Annotated in this window: 21 protein-coding genes; 17 read left to right on the top strand and 4 right to left on the bottom strand. The window is 63.3% G+C overall.

The window, feature by feature from the left end:
* The first annotated feature begins 71 nt into the window (after positions 1-71).
* The 9 genes from ACP7AD_RS14010 (at position 72) to ACP7AD_RS13970 (ending at position 7,580) form a co-directional block, all read left to right on the top strand.
* Positions 72-317, top strand: coding sequence for a type II toxin-antitoxin system Phd/YefM family antitoxin (locus ACP7AD_RS14010; RefSeq protein WP_426148353.1), 246 nt, complete (start codon positions 72-74; stop codon positions 315-317).
* A 10-nt stretch (positions 318-327) separates the two neighbouring features.
* Positions 328-750: a type II toxin-antitoxin system VapC family toxin gene (locus ACP7AD_RS14005; protein WP_426148352.1), complete on the top strand. Its 423-nt coding sequence runs from the start codon at positions 328-330 to the stop codon at positions 748-750.
* Positions 750-2,768 carry a tRNA uridine-5-carboxymethylaminomethyl(34) synthesis enzyme MnmG gene (gene mnmG / locus ACP7AD_RS14000; protein ID WP_426148350.1) on the top strand — a complete coding sequence of 673 codons (2,019 nt, stop codon included), beginning with the start codon at positions 750-752 and terminating at the stop codon, positions 2,766-2,768. The genes ACP7AD_RS14005 and mnmG overlap by 1 nt, the downstream gene beginning before the upstream one ends.
* On the top strand, positions 2,768-3,433 hold the full coding sequence (rsmG, locus tag ACP7AD_RS13995) for a 16S rRNA (guanine(527)-N(7))-methyltransferase RsmG (protein WP_426148349.1): 666 nt from the start codon (positions 2,768-2,770) through the stop codon (positions 3,431-3,433). The genes mnmG and rsmG overlap by 1 nt, the downstream gene beginning before the upstream one ends.
* Before the next feature lie 29 nt (positions 3,434-3,462).
* Complete coding sequence (locus tag ACP7AD_RS13990) at positions 3,463-4,089, top strand: LysE family transporter (protein WP_426148348.1); 627 nt, start codon at positions 3,463-3,465, stop codon at positions 4,087-4,089.
* Positions 4,090-4,144: 55 nt separating this feature from the next.
* Positions 4,145-4,909 carry a ParA family protein gene (locus ACP7AD_RS13985; protein WP_426148347.1) on the top strand — a complete coding sequence of 255 codons (765 nt, stop codon included), beginning with the start codon at positions 4,145-4,147 and terminating at the stop codon, positions 4,907-4,909.
* Positions 4,910-5,032: 123 nt separating this feature from the next.
* On the top strand, positions 5,033-5,593 hold the full coding sequence (locus tag ACP7AD_RS13980) for an RBBP9/YdeN family alpha/beta hydrolase (RefSeq protein WP_426148346.1): 561 nt from the start codon (positions 5,033-5,035) through the stop codon (positions 5,591-5,593).
* A 56-nt stretch (positions 5,594-5,649) separates the two neighbouring features.
* Positions 5,650-6,585 carry a ParB/RepB/Spo0J family partition protein gene (locus ACP7AD_RS13975; RefSeq protein WP_426148345.1) on the top strand — a complete coding sequence of 312 codons (936 nt, stop codon included), beginning with the start codon at positions 5,650-5,652 and terminating at the stop codon, positions 6,583-6,585.
* 239 nt (positions 6,586-6,824) lie between these two features.
* The gene (locus tag ACP7AD_RS13970) at positions 6,825-7,580 is read left to right on the top strand and encodes an alpha/beta fold hydrolase (RefSeq protein WP_426148344.1); all 756 of its coding nucleotides are present in this window, start codon (positions 6,825-6,827) and stop codon (positions 7,578-7,580) included.
* A gap of 175 nt (positions 7,581-7,755) precedes the next feature.
* Here ACP7AD_RS13970 and ACP7AD_RS13965 read toward each other — a convergent pair whose 3' ends face one another.
* Together ACP7AD_RS13965 and ACP7AD_RS13960 are read right to left on the bottom strand one after the other, a co-directional pair.
* Positions 7,756-8,337: a hypothetical protein gene (locus ACP7AD_RS13965; protein ID WP_426148343.1), complete on the bottom strand. Its 582-nt coding sequence runs from the start codon at positions 8,335-8,337 to the stop codon at positions 7,756-7,758.
* A 47-nt stretch (positions 8,338-8,384) separates the two neighbouring features.
* Complete coding sequence (locus tag ACP7AD_RS13960) at positions 8,385-8,729, bottom strand: hypothetical protein (RefSeq protein ID WP_426148342.1); 345 nt, start codon at positions 8,727-8,729, stop codon at positions 8,385-8,387.
* Between the two features lie 196 nt (positions 8,730-8,925).
* Between ACP7AD_RS13960 and ACP7AD_RS13955 the strand changes: the two genes are divergently transcribed.
* Positions 8,926-9,675 carry a hypothetical protein gene (locus ACP7AD_RS13955; RefSeq protein WP_426148341.1) on the top strand — a complete coding sequence of 250 codons (750 nt, stop codon included), beginning with the start codon at positions 8,926-8,928 and terminating at the stop codon, positions 9,673-9,675.
* Between the two features lie 91 nt (positions 9,676-9,766).
* Here the strand turns inward: ACP7AD_RS13955 and ACP7AD_RS13950 are convergent, their stop codons facing one another.
* Positions 9,767-11,188, bottom strand: a complete 1,422-nt coding sequence (locus ACP7AD_RS13950) for an FAD-binding oxidoreductase (protein WP_426148340.1) — start codon at positions 11,186-11,188, stop codon at positions 9,767-9,769.
* Positions 11,189-11,366: 178 nt separating this feature from the next.
* Here ACP7AD_RS13950 and ACP7AD_RS13945 point away from each other — a divergent pair, with 178 nt between their 5' ends.
* The gene (locus tag ACP7AD_RS13945; protein ID WP_426148339.1) at positions 11,367-11,960 is read left to right on the top strand and encodes a cob(I)yrinic acid a,c-diamide adenosyltransferase; all 594 of its coding nucleotides are present in this window, start codon (positions 11,367-11,369) and stop codon (positions 11,958-11,960) included.
* Positions 11,961-12,083: 123 nt separating this feature from the next.
* Here the strand turns inward: ACP7AD_RS13945 and ACP7AD_RS13940 are convergent, their stop codons facing one another.
* The gene (locus ACP7AD_RS13940; RefSeq protein ID WP_426148338.1) at positions 12,084-13,634 is read right to left on the bottom strand and encodes an acetyl-CoA hydrolase/transferase family protein; all 1,551 of its coding nucleotides are present in this window, start codon (positions 13,632-13,634) and stop codon (positions 12,084-12,086) included.
* A 538-nt stretch (positions 13,635-14,172) separates the two neighbouring features.
* Between ACP7AD_RS13940 and ACP7AD_RS13935 the strand changes: the two genes are divergently transcribed.
* The 6 genes from ACP7AD_RS13935 (at position 14,173) to sufU (ending at position 19,850) form a co-directional block, all read left to right on the top strand.
* Entirely contained in the window at positions 14,173-14,523 is a 351-nt protein-coding gene (locus tag ACP7AD_RS13935; protein WP_426148337.1) for a HesB/IscA family protein, read from the top strand.
* Between the two features lie 63 nt (positions 14,524-14,586).
* Complete coding sequence (gene sufB / locus ACP7AD_RS13930) at positions 14,587-16,023, top strand: Fe-S cluster assembly protein SufB (RefSeq protein WP_426148335.1); 1,437 nt, start codon at positions 14,587-14,589, stop codon at positions 16,021-16,023.
* The gene (gene sufC, locus ACP7AD_RS13925) at positions 16,020-16,829 is read left to right on the top strand and encodes a Fe-S cluster assembly ATPase SufC (RefSeq protein WP_426148334.1); all 810 of its coding nucleotides are present in this window, start codon (positions 16,020-16,022) and stop codon (positions 16,827-16,829) included. The genes sufB and sufC overlap by 4 nt, the downstream gene beginning before the upstream one ends.
* The gene (sufD, locus tag ACP7AD_RS13920) at positions 16,826-18,142 is read left to right on the top strand and encodes a Fe-S cluster assembly protein SufD (RefSeq protein ID WP_426148333.1); all 1,317 of its coding nucleotides are present in this window, start codon (positions 16,826-16,828) and stop codon (positions 18,140-18,142) included. Before sufC ends, sufD begins: the two co-directional genes overlap by 4 nt.
* Positions 18,139-19,401, top strand: coding sequence for a SufS family cysteine desulfurase (locus tag ACP7AD_RS13915; RefSeq protein WP_426148332.1), 1,263 nt, complete (start codon positions 18,139-18,141; stop codon positions 19,399-19,401). The genes sufD and ACP7AD_RS13915 overlap by 4 nt, the downstream gene beginning before the upstream one ends.
* The gene (gene sufU, locus ACP7AD_RS13910) at positions 19,401-19,850 is read left to right on the top strand and encodes a Fe-S cluster assembly sulfur transfer protein SufU (protein ID WP_426148331.1); all 450 of its coding nucleotides are present in this window, start codon (positions 19,401-19,403) and stop codon (positions 19,848-19,850) included. Before ACP7AD_RS13915 ends, sufU begins: the two co-directional genes overlap by 1 nt.
* Positions 19,851-19,857 lie beyond the last annotated feature (7 nt).

The raw sequence follows: 19,857 nt of genomic DNA, 5'->3' as shown, positions 1-19,857 counted from the left end.
AGGAAATGCCTCGGCGCGGTCTGCTTCAAGGGGAAACCGATAAAATGTACAAATAATTTTACTTGTACAAAATGCATACCATTCCTTTGAGCGAATTCCGCGCGAATGCGTCCGCCATGATTGACCGGGTCGAGCGCGGTGAAACCGTCCTTATCCTGCGACATGGAAAGCCTGTGGCCGAACTGGTGCCGGTCCGGGCCGACGTGGCGGCTGAGATTCCCAGCTACAAGCGCCCGTTTGAACCCTTGCTGCAGTTGCCGCTTGGCTATTCGGCGGTCAAGGCCTTGCTCGATGAGCGTGACAGCGCCCCATGGTGAAAAAGCCGGCATGAAAATTCTTTTTGACACGTCCGCCTTGCTCAAGCGCTACCTGCCTGAAAGCGGTCGCGAGGCCGTGCTGGCGCTAGTGGCCAGCGCCACGACGGCGGTGGCTGCGCCGCATTGCAAGGTCGAGCTTTATTCCGCGCTGAACCGGGTGCGTCGCGAAACCCAGGCCAGCGAAACGTCTTACCGCGATACCTGCGCCGAGGTGGAGCGCAATTTTTCCGACATGGAGGTTCTGCCCCTGTCGGCCAGTGTCGAGCGCAATGCGATTCGCGCGCTGGAAGCCAGCGCCATGCGCGCCATGGATGCGTTGCACGTCGGCGCTGCGCTCGCGGCCGGGGTGGATTTGTTTGTGACCGCAGACATCCGCCAGTTCAACGGCGCCCAGGCGCTTGGCCTGAATGCCACTTTATTGAAAGATGCGTGATGACCTCACCCTATGTTTATCCCCAGGAATTTGACGTGATCGTGGTCGGCGGCGGCCATGCCGGCACCGAGGCCGCGCTGGCCGCCGCCCGCATGGGCTGCAAGACGCTGCTGCTCACGCACAACATCGAAACGCTGGGACAGATGAGCTGCAACCCGTCGATTGGCGGCATTGGCAAGGGCCATCTGGTCAAGGAGGTTGACGCCATGGGCGGCGCGATGGCGCTGGCCACCGACGAGGGCGGCATCCAGTTCCGCATCCTGAATTCGAGCAAGGGTCCGGCCGTTCGCGCCACCCGCGCGCAGGCCGACCGCATCTTGTACAAGGCGGCGATTCGCCGCATGGTCGAGAACCAGCCCAACCTGTGGCTGTTCCAGCAGGCGGTCGATGACCTGATGGTCGAGGGCGACCGCGTGGTTGGCGCGGTGACGCAGGTCGGTATCAAGTTTCGCTCGCGCACCGTGGTGCTGACGGCCGGAACCTTTCTGGATGGCAAGATACATGTCGGCCTGAGCAACTACGCGGCGGGCCGCGCCGGCGACCCGCCTGCCGTATCGCTGAGTGCGCGCCTCAAGGAACTCAAGCTACCTCAAGGCCGGCTGAAAACCGGCACGCCGCCGCGCATCGACGGCCGCTCAATCGACTTCAGCAAGTGCGGCGTCCAGCCGGGCGACGGCATGCCGGGCGGCGCGCCCGGGCCGGTGCCGGTGTTCAGCTTCATGGGCGGCAATATCCCGCATCCGAGGCAGATGCCCTGCTGGATCACGCATACCAACGAGCGCACGCACGACATCATCCGCTCCGGCTTTGACCGCAGCCCGATGTTCACCGGGAAGATCGACGGCGTCGGGCCGCGCTACTGCCCGAGCGTGGAAGACAAGATCAACCGCTTTGCCGGCAAGGACAGCCACCAGATTTTCCTGGAGCCCGAAGGCTTGACGACGCATGAGATCTACCCCAACGGCATCTCGACCAGCCTGCCCTTCGACATCCAGTACGCGCTGGTGCGTTCGATGGCGGGCATGGAAAACGCGCACATCCTGCGGCCCGGCTATGCGATTGAATACGACTACTTTGATCCGCGCGCGCTCAAGACGACGTTTGAAACCCGCGCCATTGCCGGCCTGTTTTTTGCCGGCCAAATCAACGGCACGACCGGCTACGAGGAAGCCGCTGCGCAAGGCATGTTCGCCGGCATCAATGCCGCCCTGCAATGCCAGGGCAAGGAAGCCTGGCTGCCCAAGCGCGATGAAGCCTATCTGGGTGTGCTGGTCGATGACCTGATCACCAAGGGCGTGACCGAACCCTACCGCATGTTCACCAGCCGCGCCGAGTTTCGCCTGATGCTGCGAGAAGACAACGCCGACATGCGCTTGACCGAAAAAGGCCGCGAACTGGGTCTGGTCGATGACGCCCGCTGGGACGCCTTCAACCGCAAGCGCGATATTGTTTCACGTGAAACACAGCGCCTGCGTTCGCTCTGGATCAATCCGAACAACCTGCCCGCCAGCGAAGCCGAGCGTGTGCTGGGCAAGGCGATCGAGCGCGAATACAACCTGGCCGATCTGCTGCGCCGCCCCGACGTGAATTACGCCGGGCTGATGTCGCTTGATGGCGGAAAATATGCCAACCCAGAAATCCCGTCGGAATATGTTGATGTTTCACGTGAAACATCAACGAGTGACGCATTGCCGGCAGATTTGATAAAAAGCGTGATCGAGCAGATCGAAATCACCGCCAAATACGCCGGCTATATCGACCTGCAAAAGGTCGAGGTTGAACGCGCCGCGCAGTACGAAAATCTCAAGCTCCCAGGCGATCTGGATTACCTGCAGGTCTCGGCATTGAGTTTTGAAGCGCGGCAAACGCTGTCCAAGCACCGGCCCGAAACCCTCGGCCTCGCATCGCGCATCCAGGGCATCACGCCGGCCACCATTTCGCTGTTGCTGGTGCACTTGAAGAAAAACCTTTGGAAGAACACGGTTCCTCTGAAGCCCATCAAGCAGGCGGAAGTCTGATGGCAGCTCTGGAAAAAGATTTGCGCGCCACTTTGCTGGTAGGACTTGCGGCGCTGCAACTGAAATTGAGCGAGCCGCAAATCAGCCAGTTGCTGAACTACCAAGCCATGATTGGAAAATGGACGCAGGTCTATAACCTGACCTCGGTGCGCGATCCGGCGGAAATGATGACGCATCATTTGCTCGACAGCCTGTCGGTGGTGCCCGCCTTGCAGCGCTATCTGCTGGGGGCCGGGCTGGAGCAGGGCAGCCGCTTGCTCGATGTGGGCTCGGGTGCGGGCCTGCCGGGCGTTGTGATTGCGATTTGCTGTCCGGCCGTTAACGTGACCTGTGTGGACACCGTCGCCAAAAAGGCGGCCTTCATCAAGCAGGCGGCGCTTGCCTTGAAGTTGCCGAATCTTGCCGGACTGCATGCGCGGGTCGAAAGCATCACCGAGCCCTTCGACATAATCTGCTCGCGGGCGTTTGCGTCGCTGGCAGATTTTACGAACTGGTCAATGGGCGCGCTGGTGCCTCAGGGCGTGTGGATGGCGATGAAGGGCAAGCATCCATCCGATGAGTTGCTGGCATTGTCCAAAAACATTGCAATGTTTCACGTGGAACAATTGAAGGTTCCTGGCCTGGATGCCGAGCGCTGCCTCCTCTGGCTGCGGCCCGTGTCGTAAACTCAGGGTCTCTACTACTGGAACCTTCCATGCCGGCTTCGTTTGTTGGTGTTGCCGACTATGGCGCTTTTGTTGTTGCCATCCTGGTCTTTCTGGCCATTCCCGGTCCCGGCAACCTGGCGTTGATCACCTCGACCGGCAAGGGCGGCATTGCCGGCGGCATGGGCGCTACCCTGGGCGTGATTGCTGGCGACCAGGTGCTGCTCTGGGCGGCCGTGGCGGGCGTTTCGGCGCTGATGGCGGCCTATCCTGCTGCTTTTCACGCCGTTCAATGGCTGGGCGCGCTTTACCTGGCCTGGCTGGGTTTGAAGATGCTGCTGGCCAAGCCTGGCGCGGCGCCCATCCTGCAGATCAAGCCGCGCCACTATTTTCGCCAGGCGCTGTTGATCACGCTGCTCAACCCCAAGGCCATCGTGTTTTACCTGGCCTTCTTTCCGCTGTTCGTCGATCCGGCGCAGCATCAGGGCTTCAAGACCTTTGGCGTGATGGCCGTGACCATCGCCGCGCTGACATTTCTTTATGGCCTGACGGCCGTGCTGCTGACCTGGAAACTGGCGGCGCGCATCCGGGCCAATCCCAAAATATCAATGACGCTTGAAAAGGCTGCCGGCCTGTTTCTGATCGCCTTTGGCATCAAGCTGGCCCTCTCACGGTAAATCGAACACTGCAATCCTCGATTCCCTCAACGGAACGACAACTCAACAAGACGCTATGGCCAAAATATTCTGTATTGCCAACCAAAAGGGCGGCGTGGGCAAGACCACCACCACCGTCAACCTGGCCGCCGGACTGGTCCAGGTCGGACAGCGGGTGCTGATGGTGGACCTGGACCCGCAGGGCAATGCCACCATGGGCTCGGGCGTGGACAAGCGCAAGCTGGAGATGACGGTGTACGACGTGCTGCTTGAAGCGGCCTCGATTGTCGATGCACGCGTTCACAGTGAGAAATGCGGCTACGACGTGCTGGGTGCCAACCGCGAACTTTCTGGTGCGGAGATCGAACTGGTGGCACTGGAGCGGCGCGAGAAGCGCCTGAAGCAGGCACTGGCCAAGGTGGACAAGGACTACGACTTCATCCTGATCGACTGCCCGCCGTCGCTGTCGATGCTGACGCTCAACGGCCTGTGCGCGGCGCATGGCGTGATCGTTCCGATGCAGTGCGAATACTTCGCGCTCGAAGGCGTGACCGACCTGGTCAACACCATCAAGCAGGTGCATGCCAACCTGAACAAGGACTTGCAGATCATCGGCCTGCTGCGCGTCATGTTCGACCCGCGCATCACGCTGCAGCAGCAGGTCAGCGAGCAGCTCAAGGGGCACTTTGGCGACAAGGTGTTCAACACCGTGATTCCGCGCAATGTCCGCCTGGCCGAGGCGCCGAGCTACGGCCTGCCCGGCGTGATTTTCGACCCGTCGTCCAAGGGCGCGCAGGCCTTCGTGGCCTTTGCGCAGGAGATGGTCGGGCGCATTCTGTAGGTCTAAACCCGATTTAGGGGTTAAAACAGTGATTTGCGCATATCCGACGTGCATTAATAGCTATTAAAAGCATAGCAAATTGAAGTTTTCCGAGTTTTTTGCACTGAATGCCTGACTGACGCCATGAAACCCTCCAATGTCCTGATTCTTCCCGGCTGGCAAGGCAGCGGCCCAGACCACTGGCAAAGCCGCTGGGAGCGCCTGCACGGCTACACCCGGGTCGAGCAGCACGACTGGATGCGCCCGCTGCGGGGCGACTGGATTGCGCGGCTTGAGGATGTGCTGCTGTCGTGCGATATCGAACGGGATGGGCCGGCCGTGCTGGTCGCGCACAGCCTGGGTTGCCAGCATGTGGCCGCCTGGGCCGCGCACAGCCGCAACACCCATCGCGTGAAGGCCGCGCTGCTGGTCGCGCCACCCGATGTCGAGCGCGACGATGTGCGCGCGCTGCTGCCCAGCTGGTCACCGGTTGCATTGGGGAAACTGCCCTTCGATGCGGTGCTGTTCGCCAGCAGCAACGACCCGTTCTGCAGCCCGGCGCGCGCCCGGCAGTTTGCCTCGGCCTGGGGCGCCGACCTTGTCGATGCCGGCGCATGTGGCCACCTGAACGCCGAAAGCGGCCTGGGCGACTGGCCTGAAGCCCATGAACAATTGCAGCAGCTGATGCGTGATACTTCCGCCTGAGCGCGACCCGACCGCGCCACCGTTCATACCGATTCAAAGAAAGACAAGACAACGCCATGGTCACCAAAAAACAAAAAGGGCTGGGTCGCGGACTCGAAGCGCTGCTCGGCCCCAAGGTCGATGACTCGCCCGAGGCTGCCCAAGCCCTGAGCGCGGCCAGCAGCCCGGGCCTGCCGGCTTCGCTGCTGCTCGACGACCTGGTGCCGGGCCAGTACCAGCCGCGCACCCGCATGGACGAGGGCGCGCTGTACGAGCTGGCCGAATCGATCAAGGTGCAGGGCATCATGCAGCCCATCCTGGTGCGCCGCCTCAAGGGCGGCAGCAACAGCGGCAAGTACGAGATCATTGCCGGTGAACGGCGCTTCCGGGCGGCGCGGCTGGCCGGGCTGGACAGCCTGCCGGTGCTGATCCGCGACGTGCCCGACGAGTCGGCGGCGGCCATGTCGCTGATCGAGAACATCCAGCGCGAAGACCTCAACCCGCTGGAGGAAGCGCAGGGCCTGCAGCGCCTGGTGAAGGAGTTCGGCATGACGCACGAACTGGCGGCGCAGGCCGTGGGCCGCTCGCGCAGCGCCGCGTCCAACCTGCTGCGCCTCTTAAACCTGGCCGATCCGGTGCAGGCCATGCTGATGGCCGGCGACCTGGACATGGGCCATGCGCGGGCGCTGCTGGCGCTGGACCGGGCCACGCAGATCACCGCTGCCAACCAGATCACCGCCCGCAAGCTGTCGGTGCGCGAGGCCGAAAGCCTGGTCAAGAAACTCGGCAGCGAGTTTTCGCTGACGCCGAACAAGGCCAGTCCTGAAAAGGCGCGCGACACCCTGCGGGTTGAAGAGGAACTTGCCGACCTGCTGATGGCCGATGTCGATGTCCGCATCAAGAAGCAGGTCAAGCGCAACGGCAAGCGCGAGGCCGTTGGCGAGTTGGCCATCCAGTTTTCGTCGCTCGACGAGATCAACGGGCTGATCGAGCGCCTGCGCCGTACTGCCTGACGATTGGCGGGATGCGCCATTCATGTGCTCCGTAACAAAGTTTCAGTAACCGGGTTACCGCGTTATTGCCCAGCGCAATAACGCGATATTCACGGCAGACTGACAGCGCCAGGGCTGACGGTATGGCAGGCGGGCTGGCGTTTTTCCTACGCTGTCTGGGGCTAATTCCCGTTTTTTTTAAGCTGTCGCAGGCCTGACCATGAAGGTATTCGAAACTTTTGGCCCATGCCCTTCATGTCATGCCTTCTACCGCCAGCCTTGAAATCTGCCGCCCGTCCCTGCGCCTTCTGGGAACCGAACCGTGGCGCGCCGCGCTGGAATTTCTCGCTTTCAAGGTCAACGATGTCAGTCAAAGGAAGATGGTTCCCGCAGGCGACGGACACCCGGTCATCATCTTTCCTGGCTTGGCTACCGACAGCTCGGCCATTGCCCCGCTGAGCGACTACTGCGAATCCCTCGGCTACAGCATGCTGGACTGGGGCCGGGGTTTCAACACCGGCCCCAAGGGCGACCTGGACCGCTGGCTTGAAGACCTGGCCGCGCACACGGCCGATGTGCTCGGCGAGCACCAGGACAAGGCTACCTTGATCGGCTGGAGCCTGGGCGGGCTGTATGCCCGTGAAGTCGGAAAGTTGCTGGCGCCGCAGGTGCGGCAGGTCATCACCATCGGCACGCCGTTCAATGCCGAAGCTGACCATACCAATGTCGGCTGGCTGTTCCGCATGCTCAGCGGCACGTCGGCGGCCATCGATCCGGCGCTGAGCCAGCGCCTGCGCACGCCGCCGCCGCTGCCCACGACCTCGATCTACAGCCGCTCCGACGGCGTGGTGGCTTGGGAAACCTGCCGCCATGCACGGCCCGCCAGGCAGGTGCAGGACATCGAGATCAATGGCAGCCACATCGGCATGGGCTGGAATCCGGCGGTGCTGCAGATTGTCGGCGACCGCCTGGGCCAGCATCCGGCCAACTGGCAACCCTATACGCACGCTGCCTGAAGCCCTGCGGCTGGTTGCGTGACGGAACACTCAGCCGACCCGTCCCCGGCCTGGCAGCGGCAGTGGGCTGCCATTCTTTTAAAAAATACAAAAGAAAAGCGGCGTTCCAGAACTGGAACGCCGCTTTTACAGCCGTTTGACAAGCCCCTGCGGAGCTTGCCGGTGCCGCCAATGCTTAGCGATAGATATGCTGGCCGCCGGTACGCTTCCACTCGTCTTCAACGTGCAGCGCATCCTCGTCATTGCGGGTCCGCAGACCCATCAAGATGCCGCCGTTCTTGACGCCTTCTTCGTATTCCTTGACGCGCTCTTCAGGAATGTTCCAGCCGATCAGGGCGCCCAGCAGGCCACCGCTCGCAGCGCCGGCACCGGCGCCAGCCGCAGCGGCAGCCAGGGGGCCTGCAATGACCAGACCCAGGCCGGGCAGGGCGATGCTTGTGCCAACGGCGGCAATGCCTGCCAGGATGGCGCCGATGGTGCCGCCGATGGCGCCGCCGATGCCGGCGCCTTCAGCGGCCTTGTTGCCCAGTTCGGTTTCCTTGCCCATGGTGCTGCCGTCGGCAAAGTGGAGCTTGCGCGTGTCGTCCGACATCACCAGATTGACATCGTCTTTTGAATAGCCGCGCGTCTGGGCCGCGTTGTAGGCCGCTTCGGCGCTGGCGCGGTCAGGAAACAGGCCTGTCACCATGTTGCCGCTTCCCGTGGTGGAAGTTGCGGTGCTGCCGGTATAAGGGGTGGCGTTAGGGTTCATGTTCATGACGATCTCCTTTTATCAACTTAAAAAAACAAAAAGACTGACAGCAATCAGTTGCGGTCGGCGCGGGCTGCACGGGTTGTTCCCATGCCTGCGTTGCCTGTCGTGTTGTTCATGGCCGCCGTGCCCCCGGTGCTGCCGGCAGGGGCTCTGGTGGTGTTGCCGCTCATGGCATCACTGGCACGCTGTGTGGGCGCCGGCGCAGTACGCACCACGGTCGCCGTATCGCTGCGCGGCACGGCCTGCTGGTTGGCCGTCGCCGCTTCCTGCGGTGTCACGCCCACCGTGGCGGGCGCTGACGCGCCGGCTGCCGGCGCCGCCGTCTGGGCTGAGACGCTGGCTGCCGCAAGTGCCACCAAAGCCCCCAGGGAAATTGATCTGATGTGATGTTTCATGGTCCTGTCCTTCTGAAAAAGTTTGTGGCCAACACGCATGGCGTGTCTTCGATAAGCTTCAATTGCAAGCTGGGTAAACTATAAAAAGCACGGCTTTGATCGCGTTTCAGAGGTGGCCGTATGGCGTCGTAGGAGAGGGCCGCTAATTTTGCACGCCAGGTTTCCGACATTACGGCAATGCCTTACCATCCCATCCATGAATGCCTGGCCTCTTGCTTCGCCGCCGAAAACCCGTTTTTCCCTCTCTCCGCGCACGCTGGCGGGCGCGTTGCTTTTCGGGGGGCTGGCGGCGCTGCTGGGCATGCCGCAGCCCTCGCGGGCGACCACCCCAGCGGTCCTGGCCGCGAAAAATATTCAGCCGCAGCCGCTTGCTGCAGGACAAGACGTGCCACGCGTGACAGCGTGGATTCGCGCCAAGGGCGATCACCAAGGCATGCCGTTTGCGGTCATCGACAAAAAGGCCGCCATGCTGCATGTCTTTGACGCGGCCGGCAGCCCGCTCGGTTCGTCGCCGGTGCTGCTGGGGCTGGCCGTGGGGGACGACTCGGCACCCGGCATCGGCACGCGCAAGCTGGCTGACATCCGGCCTGCTGAACGCACCACGCCGGCAGGCCGCTTCGTGACCGAACCGGGCCGCAACCTGCAGGGCGAGGACATTGTCTGGATCGACTACGAAGCGGCCGTCTCGATGCACCGTGTGCGCGCCAGCCATAAGGCCGACCGCCGGCTGGAACGCCTGGCAACGCCGACGGCCGCCGACAACCGAATCTCCTACGGCTGCGTCAACGTGCCTGCGGATTTTTACGACGCGTTCGTCAAGCCGGTGTTCGGGCAAAAGCCCGCCGTCGTTTACGTGCTGCCTGAAACCCGCCATGTGGGCACTCTGCTGGGGCTGGCGGATGGCACGGCGCCTGATGCGGGGCCGCTTTTGGCCGCAACGCCCTGACCGATTGAGCGCGAACCTGGCCGCTGTCTGAACCGGCCAGCCCGCCGTCAGCCGCTGCAGGAGTTGCGCAGGGTTGCGGCAGGAAATGCGGTCAAAGTGAAAAAATCTTGCCTGGATTCATGATGTTCTTCGGGTCGAGCGCGCGCTTGATGCTGCGCATCATGTCCACCGCGCCGCCGCCGGTCTCGCTCAGCAAAAAGTCCATCTTGCCCAGGCCGATGCCGTGCTCGCCGGTACAGGTGCCTTCCAGCCGCAGCGCCCGCGCCACCAACTTGTGGTTCAGGTCTTCGGCGGCGTCGCGCTCGGCGGCGCTGTCCGGGTCGATCAGGTAGCCGAAATGGAAATTGCCGTCGCCGACATGGCCGACCAGAAAGTAGGGAATGCCGCTGGCATCGGCCTCAGCCACCGATTCGAGCAGGCAGTCGGCCAGGCGCGAAATCGGCACGCAGGTGTCGGTCGAAATCGCCCGGCAGCCGGGCCTGCTCTGGATGGCGGCAAAGTAGGCGTTGTGCCGCGCCGTCCACAGCCGGGTGCGCTCCTCGGGCGTGCTGGCCCATTCAAAGGCATTGCCGCCCTGGCCGCTGGCCAGTTCCTGCACCAGCTCGGCCTGCTCCTTCACGCTGCCCGGCGTGCCGTGGAACTCCATCAGCAGCATGGCTTCCTCGCGCAGGCCGAGCTTGCTGTGGGCGTTGACCATGCGCACGGTGTTGGCGTCGATCAGCTCGACGCGCGCAATCGGCACGCCCAGCTGGATGATCTCGATGGTCGTGCGCACCGCCGCCTCGATGCTAGGGAACGAGCAGATCGCCGCCGAAATCGCCTCGGGCAGCGGATAGAGCTTGACCGTGACCTCGGTGATCACGCCCAGCGTGCCTTCGCTGCCGACCATCAGGCGCGTCAGGTCGTAGCCGGCGGCGGACTTCTTGGCGCGGGTGCCGGTGCGGATGACGCTGCCGCTGGCGGTGACGACTTCAAGCGCCAGCACGTTCTCGCGCATGGTGCCATAGCGCACGGCGTTGGTGCCACTGGCGCGGGTCGCGCTCATGCCGCCCAGCGTCGCGTCGGCGCCGGGGTCGATGGGAAAGAACAGGCCGGTGCTCTTGATGTCTTCATTCAGCTGCTTGCGCGTCACGCCAGGCTGCACCGTCACCGTCAGGTCTTCGGCGTGGATGGCCAGCACCTTGTTCATGCGGCTCACGTCGATGCTGATGCCGCCCTGAACGGCCAGCAGATGGCCTTCGAGGGAGGTGCCGACGCCAAACGGAATCACCGGCACGTTGTACTGGCTGGCCAGGGTCACCGCATCAAGCACGTCCTGCGTGCTTTCGGCAAACACCACGGCGGCCGGCGGCGGCGAAGCGAAGGAGGACTCGTCGCGGCCGTGCTGCTCGCGTATGACGAGCGCGGTCGAGCAGCGTTCGGCGAAGCGGGTTTTCAGCGCGGCTATCAGCGCTTGCGGGGTTTCGCGCTGGGCAATTTCGGGCAGCAGGTGGTGGGGCAGCGGTGCGTTCATGGCTTGTCTCTTGAGGGGGAAACTGAAGTTTACGACCTGCAATGCTTTGCGCGTCGGGCCGGATGGCATGAGGCCGGCAAGGCCGTCGCCGCGCTGGCCGCGCCGAAGCTTGATAAGCTTGCGGGCTTGCCCCATCAACCTTTTTCAACCCACTGCGCCTTCAGCGCACATCACTCCCATGGCCAACAGACTTTCACAAATCGCGACCCGCACCGGCGACAACGGCACCACCGGACTAGGCGACAACACCCGCGTTTCCAAGGACAGCCGGCGGGTTCACGCCATGGGCGACGTGGACGAGCTGAATTCGAACATCGGCGTGCTGCTGTGCGAAGACATGCCCGCTGACGTGCGCGAGGTGCTGGTCGAGGTGCAGCACCAGCTGTTCAACCTGGGCGGCGAGCTGTCGATTCCGGGCTTCGAGCTGCTCAAGCCGGAAGCCTTGCTGCAGCTGGACGAGGCGCTGGAAACTTACAACGCCCAGTTGCCGCGCCTGGCCGAATTCATCCTGCCTGCCGGCAGCCGGGCCGCGTCGCTGGCCCATGTCTGCCGCACCGTCGCCCGCCGCGCCGAGCGCGCCGTGGTCGCCCTGGGCCAGCAGGACGCGCTGAAAGACACGCCGCGCCAGTACCTGAACCGCCTGAGCGACCTGCTGTTCGTGCTGTCGCGCGTGCTCAACCGGATGAACGGCGGCGACGACGTGTGCTGGAAAAGCGAGCGCATGGCGCGCATGGCGCAGGACGACGCGGCAGAGGCGCAAACCCCGTCCTGAGCCCGGCGCCGCTGCGCCTGGTTGCTATTGAAAAAATAGCTGGAAGCGCATACCGGGTATGCGTAGACGGCCTGAAAGGCTTGAAATCCCGAGGCCGGGTCAGGCGCAGGCTTCCCGCAGGCGTCAGACCAGGTGCACCGGCTCGTGCGAGGCCGTGACGGGCAGCATGTCGCCCGTCTGGAGGTAGCGCGCATGCCAGGACAGCGCTTCATCGAGCAAATGCGGCGTGTGCTTGCCCGAGGCGCCATGCAGCGAGCGCTCAAAGTAGTCGCGCAGGGCAGGGCGGAAATCGGGATGCGCGCATTTTTCAATGATCAGCCGCGCCCGCTGCGTCGGCGACAGGCCGCGCAAATCGGCCAGGCCCTGCTCGGTAACGATGATTTCCACGTCATGCTCGGTGTGGTCCACATGCGAGGCCATCGGCACAATGCAGGAAATCGAGCCGTTCTTGGCGACCGACGGCGTCATGAAGAACGACAAATAAGCATTGCGCGCAAAGTCGCCCGAGCCGCCGATGCCGTTCATGATGCTCGACCCCATGACATGCGTGGAGTTGACGTTGCCGTAGATGTCGGCCTCGATCATCGCGTTCATCGCGATCACGCCCAGGCGGCGCACCACTTCCGGATGGTTGCTGATTTCCTGTGGGCGCAGCACGATGCGCTCGCGGTAAAAATCGATGTTGGCATTGAAGTCGGCCAGCGCGTCGGGGCTGAACGACAGCGCGGTGGCCGACGCCATCGCCAGCGTGCCCGAGCGCAGCATGTCCAGCATGCCGTCCTGCAGCACCTCGGTGTAGGCCGACAGGCCGGTGAACGGCCCGTCGTTCAGGCCGGCCAGCACGGCATTGGCGATGTTGCCCACGCCCGATTGCAGCGGCAGCAATTCGGCCGGCAGGCGGCCGAGTTTCACCTCCTGCTGCAAAAATTCAATGATGTGGCTGGCGATGCGCCGCGAGTTTTCATCGGGCGCGGCAAAGGCCGAGTTGCGGTCCGGCTGGCGCGTCGGCACCACGGCAATCACCTTGCTCAGGTCGCACGTCAGGTAGGGCTGGCCGATGCGGTCGCCGGGGCCGGTCAGCGGAATCGGCATGCGGTTCGGCGGCAGGCGGGTGCCGTAGTAGATGTCGTGCATGCCTTCGAGGCCGGCGTTCTGCAGGGTGTTGACTTCCAGGATAATCTTGTCGGCCTGGTCCAGCCAGGTCTTGTTGTTGCCAACCGATGACGACGGAATCAGCCGCCCGTCGGGCAGGATGCCGGCGACTTCGACCACCGCCACGTCGAGCTTGCCCAGAAAGCCGAACCAGACGAACTGCGCCACGTTGGACAGGTGCATGTCGGTGTATTGCATTTCACCCGCGTTAATCTGGCGGCGGCAGGTCGGGTCTGACTGGTAGGGCAGGCGCATCTCGATGCCGTGGACCTTGGCTAGCGCGCCATCGAGTTCGGGCGCGGTCGAGGCGCCGGTCCACAGGCCGATGCGGAATTCCTCGCCGGCGGCATGCAGCTTTTCAATGCGCTTGGCCAGCGCCTGCGGCACCGACTTGGGGTAGCCCGCGCCGGTGAAGCCGCTCATGCCGACATGCGCGCCGGCCGGGATCAAGGCGGCGGCCTCGTCGGCCGACATGATCTTGGTTTGCAGGGCGGGGTTCTGTACGCGGTCGGCGAAAGACATCAGGGCGGCTCCGGGGGTGTTAAGACAGCGCGGCAGCGCCATGGGTGCGCGGATTTTATCAGTCCGTCGGCCATCGATAAGGGTAAACCCTTGATGTGATTGGATGCTTTTTGGGTGCTTGCGTTGGCATTTCGTAGTTTGGCTGGCCGGGGCTTGCCTGGCCAGCTCACCTCCCGACAAGCCAGCACGCGACCAAACAAGCCACCACCCAAACCGCTACATTCTCAAGCCTTTCAGGCCTCCAGCGCAATATTGACGTACACAAGTAGCTATTAAAAAAATAGCAATTGAGCAGTGCCAACCAAGCCCGCCGCCCCAGCCCAAGAAGATCCCCGCACGCCACGCCCCCGAGCGCCTGGCCACGCCAAGTCCCTTCACGCGCCAATGGCAAAGGGCTGATAGTTGACTAATTTTGTCAAGATATTTATAGTTGACTAAATAAGTCAGGTATCCCCTTTTCCATCAGGGACATCCCTCCCGAAAGGACCAGCCAGGCGGTCGCTGACAGCGGCTTGGCAGCAACCCAGGAATCAGACCCATGACCATGACATTGACTGAAAACGCAGCGCTGCAGATCCAGCGCCAGCTTGAAAAACGCGGCCAGGGCATTGCCCTGCGCATCGGCGTCAAAAAGGTAGGCTGCACCGGCCTGGCGCATACCTTTGACCTGATCGACGAGGTCGGCCCGAACGACCACAGCTTCGAGTCGTATGGCGCGCGCATCGTGGTCGATGCCGCCAGCCTTGAGTACCTCGACGGCTCGCGCATCGACTTCGTCACCGACGGCCTCAAGCAAAGCTTCAAGTTCGACAACCCCAACGTCGACAGCCAATGCGGCTGCGGCGAAAGCTTCAATGTCAAGAAAAAGGCAGGTCTTGCCAAAACGTAAGCGACGCCAACGTTCCGCCGCCCGCGTTTTCTTCAAGCCATATCACCAGTCAGAAGGAACATCATGAGTGCACTACTGCAGCAACTCGTCAACCAGCCCTACAAGCACGGGTTTGTCACCAACATCGAATCCGATGTCGCGCCCAAGGGCTTGAGCGAGCAGACCATCCGAATGATTTCGGCCAAGAAAAACGAGCCCGCGTGGCTGCTCGATTTCAGGCTCAAGGCCTACCAGGCCTGGTTGCTGATGACCGAGCCGGCCTGGCCCAACGTGCATTACCCGAAGATCGACTTCCAGGCCATCAGCTACTACGCGGCGCCCAAACAAAAGCCCAAGCTCAGCAGCATGGACGAGGTCGATCCCGAGTTGCTGCGCACCTTTGAAAAGCTCGGCGTGCCATTGCACGAGCGCATGGCGCTGGCCGGCGTGGCGGTCGATGTAATTTTCGACAGCGTGTCGGTAGCCACGACCTACAAAGCCAAGTTGGCCGAGGCAGGCATCATTTTCTGCTCGATGTCCGAGGCCGTGCTGGAACACCCGGAGTTGGTGAAAAAGTACCTGGGCACGGTGGTACCCACCGGCGACAACTACTACGCCGCCCTTAATTCGGCGGTGTTCACCGACGGTTCGTTCTGCTTCATTCCCAGGGGCGTCAAGTGCCCGATGGACTTGTCGACCTACTTTCGCATCAACACCGAGGAGTCGGGCCAGTTCGAGCGCACCTTGATCGTGGCCGAAGAGGGCGCTTCGGTGTCTTACCTCGAAGGCTGTACCGCGCCCGCCTTCAGCAGCAACCAGCTGCATGCGGCGGTGGTGGAACTGGTGGCGCTGGACAACGCAGACATCAAGTATTCGACGGTGCAGAACTGGTATGCGGGCGATGAAAACGGCATCGGCGGCATCTACAACTTTGTCACCAAACGCGGACTGGCCAAAGGCGTGAACTCGCGCATTTCCTGGACGCAGGTCGAGACCGGCTCGGCCATCACCTGGAAGTATCCGTCGGTGATTCTGCGCGGCGACAACTCGGTCGGCGAGTTCTATTCGGTGGCGGTGACCAACCACCACCAGCAGGCCGACACCGGCACCAAGATGATCCACCTGGGCAAGAACACGCGCAGCACCATTGTCAGCAAGGGCATCTCGGCCGGGCAGTCGAGCAACAGCTACCGCGGCCTGGTCAAGGTGATGCCGACGGCCACCGGGGCGCGCAATTATTCGCAGTGCGATTCGATGCTGATTGGCGACAAATCGGGTGCGCACACCTTTCCCTACATCCAGGTGCGCAACCCGACCGCCCAGGTCGAGCACGAGGCCTCGACCTCCAAGATCGGCGAGGACCAGCTGTTCTATTTTGCCCAGCGCGGCATCAGCGCCGAAGCCGCCGTGTCCATGATCATCAATGGATTTTGCAAGGATGTTTTTCAACAATTGCCGATGGAGTTCGCGGTCGAAGCGACCCAGCTGCTCGGCTTCAAACTTGAAGGAGCGGTCGGATGATCAACCCCAACAGCCCGGTTTTACTTGAGGTACGCGGCCTGTGCGCCAGCGTCAATGGCATTGACATTCTCAAAGGCCTGGACTTCACGGTCAGGCGCGGCGAAGTGCACGCCATCATGGGCCCCAACGGCTCGGGCAAGAGCACCTTTGCCAAAGTGCTGGCCGGCCACACGGCCTATGAAGTCAGCGCTGGACGGGTACTGTTTGAGGGCCAGGACCTGCTGGCGCTGGCGCCCGAAGCGCGCGCCCTGGCCGGTGTGTTTCTGGGCTTTCAGTACCCGATTGAAATACCCGGTGTCGCCAACAGTCAGTTTTTGCGCTTGAGCTACAACACGCTGCAGGCCCAGCGCGGCCGGGAAGAGCTGGACCCGCTGGAGTTCGACGACTTTGTGCGCGAAAAAATGAAGCTGCTCGAGATGAGCCCAGATTTTCTGGACCGAAGCGTGAACGAGGGCTTTTCGGGTGGCGAGAAAAAGCGCAACGAAATCTTGCAGATGGCGCTGCTGGAGCCGCGCCTGGCGATTCTGGACGAGACCGATTCCGGACTCGACATTGATGCGCTGCGCATCGTGTCGCAGGGCGTGAACCAGCTGATCAACCCGGACAACGCCGTCATTCTGGTGACGCACTACCAGCGGCTGCTGAACTACATCGTGCCCGACTTCGTCCACGTGATGGAGGCCGGCCGCATCATCAAGACCGGCGGCAAGGAACTCGCGCTGGAACTTGAAAAACGCGGCTACGACTGGGTCAGCGCGGAGCACGACGCAGCGGGTGCGGCGAGGGCCGACGAGGTCAGCGCATGAGCAGCATTACCGCCCTTCGCTCGCCCACGGTGGACCACCTGGGCACGCTGCTGGCCGGCCAGCCGCTGCTGGCGCCCAGCCCCTGGGCGCACGTCAACGCGCTGCGCGAACAGGCGCAGACCGCCCTGGGCGCGCTCGCCATGCCGACGCTGCGCGACGAGGCCTGGCGCTTTACCAGCCTGGCGCCGCTGCACCGGCTGACGTTCCAGCCGGTGCTCGCCGCTCCCCGGCTGCAGCCCGCCGACATCGCACCGTTTGGCCTTGACGACGCCGCGACCCGGCTGGTGTTTGTCGATGGCGTTTATGCGCCGCAGCTGTCCAGCCCGGCCACCGAGAGCGGTGTGCTGGTGACTGACTTGCCAACCGCCATGCGCACCCATGCGGCGACCCTTGAGGCGCAACTGGGCGCCCGGCAGATGCTGGGCGACAACGTGTTTGCCGCGCTCAACACGGCTTTCTTGCAGGATGTGGCGGTCGTGATGGTGCCGCGCCATGTGGCCTTGGCCGCGCCGGTACATCTGCTGTTCGTGGCCACACAGGCGGGCGTGCTCAGCCACCCGCGCTGCCTGCTGCTGGCTGAAGCCGGCAGCCGCGTGACGCTGATCGAAGACTATGTGACGCTGCAGGATGCGGCCTACCTGGTCAACCCGGTGACGGAAATCGTGCTGGGCGAGCAGGCACAGCTCACGCATGTCCGCGTGCAGCGCGACGGCCCGCAGGCGTTTCACATCGCCAACTGCGCGGTGTCGGTAGGGCGCTCGGCCAACTACCAGTCGGTCAGCGTGGCGATGGGCGCGCAGCTGTCGCGCTACCACCTGAGCGTGGTGCTGGGCGAGGGCGCCGAGTGCGCGGTCGACGGCCTCGCGCTGCTGGCCGGCAGCCAGCTGGCCGACACCCACAGCTGCATCGACCACGCCCAGCCGCACGGCACCAGCCGCCAGCTGCACAAGTGCATTGCCGACGGCAGCGCGCATGCGGTCTTCAACGGCAAGGTGATCGTGCGCCCCGGCGCCCAGCGAACCGACTCCGCGCAGTCCAGCCGCAATCTGCTGCTGAGCAGCCGGGCCCAGGTCGACACCCAGCCGCAGCTGGAGATTTTTGCTGACGACGTGAAATGCACGCATGGCGCGACCATTGGCCAGCTCGAAGCGGAAGAAGTGTTCTACCTGCAGAGCCGCGGCCTGCCTGAGAGCGCCGCGCGCCAGTTGCTGACTTATGCGTTCGGCGCCGAGATCCTCGAGCGCATTCCCGTGCCCTCGCTCAAGCACCAGCTGCAGCAGCGCATGCTGGCGCAAACCGGCAGCCAGCCATGAACGCCCGCCAACCCGACATGGCCCCCGCTGCGCTCGCGCCGGCCTTCGATGTCGAGCGGGTGCGCGCCGACTTTCCCATCCTGCAGATAGCGGTTGAAGGCAAGCCGCTGGTCTACCTCGACAACGCCGCATCGAGCCAGATGCCGCAGCAGGTCATCGACCGCCTGGTGCGCTACCAGACCACGGAGCACGCCAACACCCACCGCGCGGTGCACACGCTGTCTGAGCGGGCAACCGCCGCCTACGAGGACGCGCGCGTCAAGCTGCAGCGCTTCATCAACGCGCCCGACGAGCGCGAAGTGATCTTCACCAGCGGTACCACCGAGGCCATCAACCTGGTCATGCACGGTTACGGCCGCAAGTTCATCAAGGCCGGTGACGAGATCATCCTGACCACGCTGGAGCACCATTCCAACATCGTGCCATGGCAAATGTTGGCCGAGGAAACCGGCGCCATCCTCCGCGTGCTGCCGATCAACGATGCCGGCGAGCTGTGCCTGGAGCAGTTCGAGCCGCTGTTCAACGCGCGCACCAAGCTGGTCGGCGTGAGCCATGTTTCCAACGCGCTGGGCAGCATCAACCCGGTCAAGCAGATGATTGCGCTGGCGCACGAGCGCGGCGTACCGGTGCTGGTTGATGGCGCGCAGGCCGCGCCGCACATGCCAGTGGATGTGCAGGATCTGGACTGCGACTTCTACGCTTTTTCGGGCCACAAGCTGTGCGGTCCGACCGGCATTGGCGTGCTTTACGGCAAGGCCGCGCTGCTCGAAAAAATGCAGCCCTTCAAGGGTGGCGGCGACATGATTTTGTCGGTGTCGTTCGAGAAGACCGTCTACAACACGATCCCCTACAAGTTCGAGGCCGGCACGCCGCCGATTGCCGCCGCCATCGGGCTGGGCGCAGCGGTCGACTACCTGTCGGCCATCGGCATGGACACGATCGCCCGCCACGAGCACGCGCTGCTGCAGTACGCCACCGGCCAGCTCGGCGATTTGCCCGGCCTGCGCCTCATCGGCACGGCCACCCACAAGGCGGCGGTGCTGTCCTTCACGCTGGACGGCATCCACCCGCACGATGTCGGCACGCTGCTGAACCAGGACGGCATCGCGGTGCGCACCGGCCACCATTGCGCGCAGCCGGTGATGACGCGCTTCAAGGTGCCTGCCACCACGCGCGCCTCGTTTGCGTTCTACAACAGCATGGCCGAAGTCGATGCGCTGGTGGCCGGCATCCGCAGCGTTCGACAAGTGTTTGCGTGATGGCCGACTACAAAGCGCTCTACCAGGAAGTCATCCTGGACCACAACAAAAAGCCGCGCAACTACGGCACGCTGGAACACCCGAGTCACCATGCCGAGGGCCACAACCCGCTGTGCGGCGACCACCTCAGCGTGGCGCTGAATCTGGACGGCGACACCGTGGACCAGATCGCCTTCCACGGCGAGTCCTGCGCCATCTGCAAGGCGTCGGCCTCGATGATGACGGCGGCCGTGAAGGGCAAGACGCGCGAACAGGCGCAGGCGCTGACCCGGGAATTTCTGGCCATGGCCACCGGCAAGCTCGACCTGAGCCAGCCCAACCAGATCGGGCGGCTGGCGGTGTTTGCCGGCGTGCGCGACCTGCCCACCCGCGTCAAATGCGCCATTTTGCCGTGGCACACGCTGCAGGCCGCCTTCAATTCGCAGGACACGGCCAGCACCGAAGCGTGATGTTTTC

Source organism: Polaromonas sp. DSP2-3-2b2, assembly GCF_049895905.1.
In the GTDB taxonomy this organism is placed as follows: Bacteria; Pseudomonadota; Gammaproteobacteria; order Burkholderiales; family Burkholderiaceae_C; genus Polaromonas.
Note: the sequence above shows the minus strand (reverse complement) of the source record. Positions and strands in the feature narration are given on the sequence as shown.